The 5,467-nt window shown below is 65.1% G+C and carries 6 protein-coding genes and 1 pseudogene; 2 read left to right on the forward strand and 5 right to left on the reverse strand.

The features are described from left to right. On the forward strand, nucleotides 1-1,132 hold a 1,132-nt coding region (locus X803_RS18735; RefSeq protein WP_035778303.1), incomplete at its 5' end, for a putative PEP-binding protein. Nucleotides 1,133-1,161: 29 nt separating this feature from the next. Further along, nucleotides 1,162-1,437 carry an HPr family phosphocarrier protein gene (locus X803_RS0108410; protein WP_026544795.1) on the forward strand — a complete coding sequence of 92 codons (276 nt, stop codon included), beginning with the start codon at nucleotides 1,162-1,164 and terminating at the stop codon, nucleotides 1,435-1,437. Nucleotides 1,438-1,646: 209 nt separating this feature from the next. Here the strand turns inward: X803_RS0108410 and X803_RS18740 are convergent, their stop codons facing one another. From X803_RS18740 to X803_RS18745, 5 genes and pseudogenes are all read right to left on the reverse strand, one after another. Continuing rightward, nucleotides 1,647-2,387: a hypothetical protein gene (locus tag X803_RS18740; protein WP_051470592.1), complete on the reverse strand. Its 741-nt coding sequence runs from the start codon at nucleotides 2,385-2,387 to the stop codon at nucleotides 1,647-1,649. Beyond that, entirely contained in the window at nucleotides 2,384-3,118 is a 735-nt protein-coding gene (locus tag X803_RS0108420) for a helix-turn-helix domain-containing protein (protein WP_026544796.1), read from the reverse strand. The genes X803_RS18740 and X803_RS0108420 overlap by 4 nt, the downstream gene beginning before the upstream one ends. A 142-nt stretch (nucleotides 3,119-3,260) precedes the next feature. After that, nucleotides 3,261-3,470: a hypothetical protein gene (locus tag X803_RS0108425; RefSeq protein ID WP_026544797.1), complete on the reverse strand. Its 210-nt coding sequence runs from the start codon at nucleotides 3,468-3,470 to the stop codon at nucleotides 3,261-3,263. A 344-nt stretch (nucleotides 3,471-3,814) separates the two neighbouring features. Further along, entirely contained in the window at nucleotides 3,815-5,110 is a 1,296-nt protein-coding gene (locus X803_RS0108430; RefSeq protein WP_026544798.1) for an endonuclease/exonuclease/phosphatase family protein, read from the reverse strand. 36 nt (nucleotides 5,111-5,146) lie between these two features. Further along, nucleotides 5,147-5,467, reverse strand: a pseudogene (locus tag X803_RS18745) (hypothetical protein); the annotation flags it as partial.

Raw genomic sequence — 5,467 nt, forward strand, 5'->3', positions numbered from 1 at the left:
CGGTCTCCCCGCCGTCGTGGCCGCCCGCGGCGTGGACGAGATCGAGGACGGCACCGAGGTGTTTGTCGACGGCGCCGCGGGAACCGTACTCACCGGGCCGGGGGACGTGGAACGGACGGCATCGGCCATCTGGGCGGAGCAGGCGCGTTCGCTTGGCGCCTACAACGGCACCTGTACGACGTCGGACGGTCACCGTGTGCCGCTGCTCGCCAACGTGGGTGGAGGTTCCGACGCCCGGAAGGCGGCGGAAGCAGGGGCCGAGGGTGTTGGCCTGCTCCGCACCGAGTTCTGTTTCCTGGACCGGGATACGGAGCCGACAGTCGCCGAACAGTCCGCGGCGTACCGGGAAGTTTTCGATGCATTCCCCCACGGAAAGGTGGTGGTGCGCACCCTCGACGCCGGCGCGGACAAGCCCCTCCCCTTCCTGACGGACGCCACCGAACCCAATCCCGCACTCGGCGTCCGCGGTTACCGCACGGAACTTGTGACTCCCGGCGTGGTGGACCGCCAGCTGAAGGCGATCGCCGAGGCGTCCGACGGCGCAACCACCGACATCTGGGTCATGGCACCGATGATTTCCACTGCAGAGGAGGCGCGGCGCTTCGCTGAGTCCTGCGCTGCAGCCGGGCTGCAGACACCCGGGGTAATGGTTGAGGTTCCCTCTGCTGCTCTCACCGCACGGACCATCCTGCAGCGGGTGGATTTTGTGTCCATCGGCACCAATGACCTCACCCAGTACGTGATGGCCGCGGACCGTCAGCTCGGCCCGTTGGCCGCCCTCAACGACCCGTGGCAGCCGGCTGTCCTTCAGCTGATCCGGAGTACGGTGGCCGGTGCCGGTGCCGCCCGCAGTGAGGCCGGCCCCGACGGCGCGGATGCCGGGCGGAAGTCAGTCGGCGTCTGTGGTGAGGCGGCCGCGGATCCGGCCCTCGCCGTCGTTCTGGTAGGCCTGGGGGTCGACTCACTGTCCATGAGTTCACGGGCGCTGGCCGTTGTGGCGGCAGTGATCGGCTCGGTGTCAACAGCAGAAGCCAGGGAACTGGCTGAGCGCGCGCTGGCCGCGCCGACGGCCCTGGAGGCACGCGCAGCGGTGCGGGCCGGTTTACCCATCCTCGAGACCCTGGGCCTGTAGGCTCGCACAAAAGCAACGGAAGGAAGATCATGATCGAACGCAAAGCAACCGTAGCCAGCCGGGTGGGGCTCCACGCCCGGCCTGCAGCCATTTTCGCCGAAGCGGCGGGGGAACTGCCCGTTGAGGTGACCATTGCCCTTGAGGGCAGCCCGGCGGACGAAGCGATGGATGCTTCGAGCATCCTTTCGCTGATGAGCCTGGGAGCCGAGCACGGTGACGTGGTGGTACTCCGGTCAGAGGACGACGGCGCGGATGAGGCTCTTGACTCGCTGGTTCGCATCCTCGAAACAGATCACGACGCCTGACAGCACGCTGCCGGCGGGCTAGCCCGTCCCGGAAATCGAAATAGGTGCGTCCACCCGTTCTAATGGACGCACCTATTGCTGTGTAAACCCGGTGACCCCCCACGGTCGCCGGGAGTTACATAATCATAATTTTGACACACCATGATGAAAACGTGAACAGTGTTTGCGATATTGGTCGGAATAATCTTTCAAAGGGACTAACCGCACCTTCAGAAGCGCCGCTGCTCGCCCGCGAGAAAGTTGGCAGAGCCGTCCTTCGCCGACCGTCTCCGGGACAGCCAGATCAGGGTGATACCAGTCGTCACCAGGACAATCGCGCCGAACGGGAGGTAGACATCAGCGGCCCCCGTCCTGATGCCCGTGAGCTTGAGGGCCATATGTGCCAGGACCATCACAAAGCCGACTGCCATCATCCCCGCCGCCAGACGATGCAAACCGCGGGCGGTCGTGTCCAGGGCGTTCGCTGCTGCCGGACCCAGCAGGCAGGCGCCCACGTAGGCCGGATAGATCCGGCCCAGGTGGGCGTACCAGTGCACGGTTGTCTGGTCAGCGTAGGCGCGCAGGCCGGTCGAGGATTCGGGGAGGTCGCTCAACACGAACAGGATCACGGTGGCCACCACAGTGAAGCCAAGAACCGAGATCCCCACCGGTCCACGGATAAGGGCCTGGGCGCGCCGGGACCCGAAGGCTGCGGCCCCGCGTAGGCCGAGCAGCAGCATGATGGCATACAGGCTGAAGCGGATCAGGAGGTTTGCGACGTTCACGCCACCGAGGAGGCCGTCAACAACAAGGTAGATCGGTGGAAGGCTCAGCGCCACCGCGAGCACGAAAAGCACCAGCACCACGAACATGCACCGGCCCTTGCCGCGAACGGCGTCGGGCATTCTGGCGGCAGCAAAGATGACGCAGATGGCCAGCGCAATCCATTGAATCAGTGTTCCGCTGCTCATCCGAGGTTCTCCCATAGTGTCTGGTCACGCGTACTGTCCTGCTCCTGCTTGCGCAGGCGTTTCCCAAGCCCGTCCAACCGGTCACGCGCCAGCAGGATCAGCTCCGAATCGGGCAGGCCGCTCAACACCTGCTCGCGGCCGGTGCCTGCCCAGTCAGCCTCTTCTGGGGTGAGCAGGCCGGTAACCACCAGGCCGTTCGCAAGGGATACCCCGGACACCCGGGCCACCTCCACGCACAACTGCGTGCTCAGCCGGCCGGCGCTGAGCTGTGCAGAGAGGTTCTGGGGCGCGATGCCGGTCCTCGTGGTGAGTGCCTGGCGCAGCTCCCCGCGGTCGACGGCGTCGAACCAGGCGCGGACCGAGTATCTGTGTGGGAGAGGTTCAAGCTGAAAACTGACCGGGCAGCCGACACAGTCGGTGTCCTCACTGCGTCCCAGGATCAGGCGCAACAGGTCCATCGAGGACACCTGGCTCAGGTATTCCTCCGGCGTGGGCGGAATCAGGCCGTCCGTGAGGTCACGGTAACCCTCGAACTCACTCAGTGCCTCTACGGGAGGAATTCCGTAGGCGCGGGCTATGCTGACCACAGTTTCCACGGACACTTTCCCGCGAACAAGCTGCTGGGCGAGGGTGGACCGCTTGATGTCGGCCTTGCGGCAGAGGTCGGAAACCGTTGCTTCAGGGGCTATCCGGGAACGCCACAGCTGAAACGCCTTAGCTGTGACTGTCATCATCACCCTTCGGTGGATTTCGACTGGACTTTTAACCCCTCCCGTGCATTATAGTTATGGAACTGGCTCCCCATTCTGCGATTCCCCCATACGCAGAACGCGGAGCCAGTTTCACGTTAACGCCCTCTGTGGACGCCGGCCCTCACCAGCGCACCTTCTTCTCGGGCTTTCCCTGCTTGCTGCTGGCGTTGATGGATTTGTTCCTGCCGGTGCTGTGTGCGCTGTCCAGTTCCCCGAAGGCGGGGTTCTTTCGCGCCAGCGCTTCCCTGGCCCGCGGATCATCGGCCAGTTTCTTCGCTGCTGCCTCTGTGACCTGAACGTTCAGGGGCTGTTGGTTGTCTTGCTGCGGCATGACTCTCCTTCAATGGCTGTGACCGGCGGGCTCCCTCACCGGCAGAATCCGTAAAGTCACGGCGTCAGCGCCTGCTGGGCCGCTCTGGATCTGTGGGTTCCGACGGGGTTTCTGCTGCACAGTCAGTTTTCCGGCTGTCCGGTGCGCAGGAGAGGAGGGAACAAGCATGGAGGCGACTGCCTCGACACGGTCTTTTGGGTGGGTGTTCCTGTATGCGGGACGGCGAGGCCGCCAGCGACGCAACTACTCGAAAATTATTGTTCCCATGGCGGTCAGGCTACACGAGCCTCAGATGCCTGACCAGAGTCCTGCCTGCCCAGCTCGTGCCGGAGGGCTTGGAGCGCCTAGTTTCTCCTGCTGTCCGAAGGGGAGGCGACGTCGACGTCGACATACACCAGGCGGTGGTCGCTCGTGGGGAACGGGTAGACCCCCGTCAATTCCGAACCGGGTGTACCGGCACGCGGCCAGAAAATACCCGAGCCCCGGACCTTGAGTGTTTTCGAGGGGAGCGCGTAATCCACCCGGAGGTTGCCCGCAGTGGCATCCTCGAAGTCGGCGGTGTCCAGAGCCGGATCACCGCGGTGTTCCAGGTTGACTCTGCCCTGAAGGACTGACGCTTCAGCCGCACCCTCAGCGGCGGGCAGCGGATCCTGGATTTCCTTCAGTTCGAGGAGCTGGCTGATCGACCCGTCGAGGGATTCCCCGTCAGCGGGGTCGCTGTTGAGGTCGCCCAGCACCACAAAGTCGGCACTCCGGTCGAGACCGCCGCGGGCGCCGCCGTCGTCGTAAATGTAGCGGGCGTCCTGCCCGCCCCGGATGTAGTCCGCCCAGAACCGGATCTCGTCGCTGTTCCGGCGGCCGTTGCGGTCTTCGTCGGTGTCGAACACGGGCGGAGTGGGGTGGCTCGCGAGAACGTGCACGGTGGAACCGTCAATAGTGACTGGTACGTCCCAGTGGGATTTGCTGGAGAGGCGGACTGCAGCCAGCTCTTCATCGGTGAACCAGTCGCCGGGCCTGGCGGTTGCCGGATTGTCGGGCAGGAGTGCCCCCGGCATGTCCTTCCACAGGAAGTTCTGGAACGTACGGACGTTCCGGATGTCGATGGGGTATTTGGAGTACAGCACCATCCCGTACTGTCCCTCGAACTGGCCGAATCCCAGCGCGTCATCGGCGCCGCCGACAGTGCCGTCATTGTTCAGGTCCATCCCGCTGGGGATACCGGTGTTGGACGGAGCCGTGTAGACGTACGGGTACTGGACGGGAACCTTGCCGTTCTGGCTGACCTCGAGGTAGTTGGTCCGGAAGAGATCAGCGGCCTTGTGGCCGGCGTCGTAATCGAATTCATTGAGCAGCACCACGTCAGGGGCGCTGATCTGGATGACCTCCGCGATTTTTTGCGCCTGCGCGTCATCCCCGGTGCCCAGGTCCGCGACCAGCGCTCCCTCGGTCGACCGGTTCAGGCTCGCGTTATAGGTCGCGAAGCGCACCTGCTGTTTGCGCTCGGCCTGCGCCGAGGCGCCGGGCTTCGCGTCCGCGGCAGCGGCAGCTCCGGGCGCAGCGAGCCCGGCCGACGTGAGCGCGAGTGCTCCGGCGGCGAGGACGGCGAGCGCCCTGTGCTGGAAGGTGCGTGCTGGACTCATGGACTTTCCCCTTCGATCCTGAGTGACCAGCCCAGCCTAACGGTCCTCCCTGTGAGCGGTCGAACGGGCCCCGGCAGCCTGCTCGGCCGCCTCGAACGCAGCCTCCAGTTCGGCGACGGCTGACTCGTAAGCGGGCGCACCGCCGTCGTCGGCCGTCTCGGCCTGCTCCCGCAGGACGGCAGCCTTCCGCATCGCGCGCACCAAAAGCGCGGTTTCGGCCTGCCTGAGGTCAGTCATGGCCGGGTAGTCGATGGCGACCGCCGGGTCCAGCTCGTAACTCACCCACCGCTGCAGCACGGATTCGTGGCGGGCACGCAAGGCTGCCCACTCCCTTTCCACCACCTGACGACGACGGCG

The organism is Arthrobacter sp. 35/47 (assembly GCF_000520475.1).
Classification (GTDB): domain Bacteria; phylum Actinomycetota; class Actinomycetes; order Actinomycetales; family Micrococcaceae; genus Arthrobacter_D; species Arthrobacter_D subterraneus.

Bases quoted from the DNA above. Each gene is read 5' to 3' on its own strand.
- X803_RS0108410 (WP_026544795.1), top strand. From the start codon at position 1,162: ATGATCGAACGCAAAGCAACCGTAGCCAGCCGGGTGGGGCTCCACGCC.
- X803_RS18740 (WP_051470592.1), bottom strand. From the start codon at position 2,387: ATGAGCAGCGGAACACTGATTCAATGGATTGCGCTGGCCATCTGCGTC.
- X803_RS0108420 (WP_026544796.1), bottom strand. From the start codon at position 3,118: ATGACAGTCACAGCTAAGGCGTTTCAGCTGTGGCGTTCCCGGATAGCC.
- X803_RS0108425 (WP_026544797.1), bottom strand. From the start codon at position 3,470: ATGCCGCAGCAAGACAACCAACAGCCCCTGAACGTTCAGGTCACAGAG.
- X803_RS0108430 (WP_026544798.1), bottom strand. From the start codon at position 5,110: ATGAGTCCAGCACGCACCTTCCAGCACAGGGCGCTCGCCGTCCTCGCC.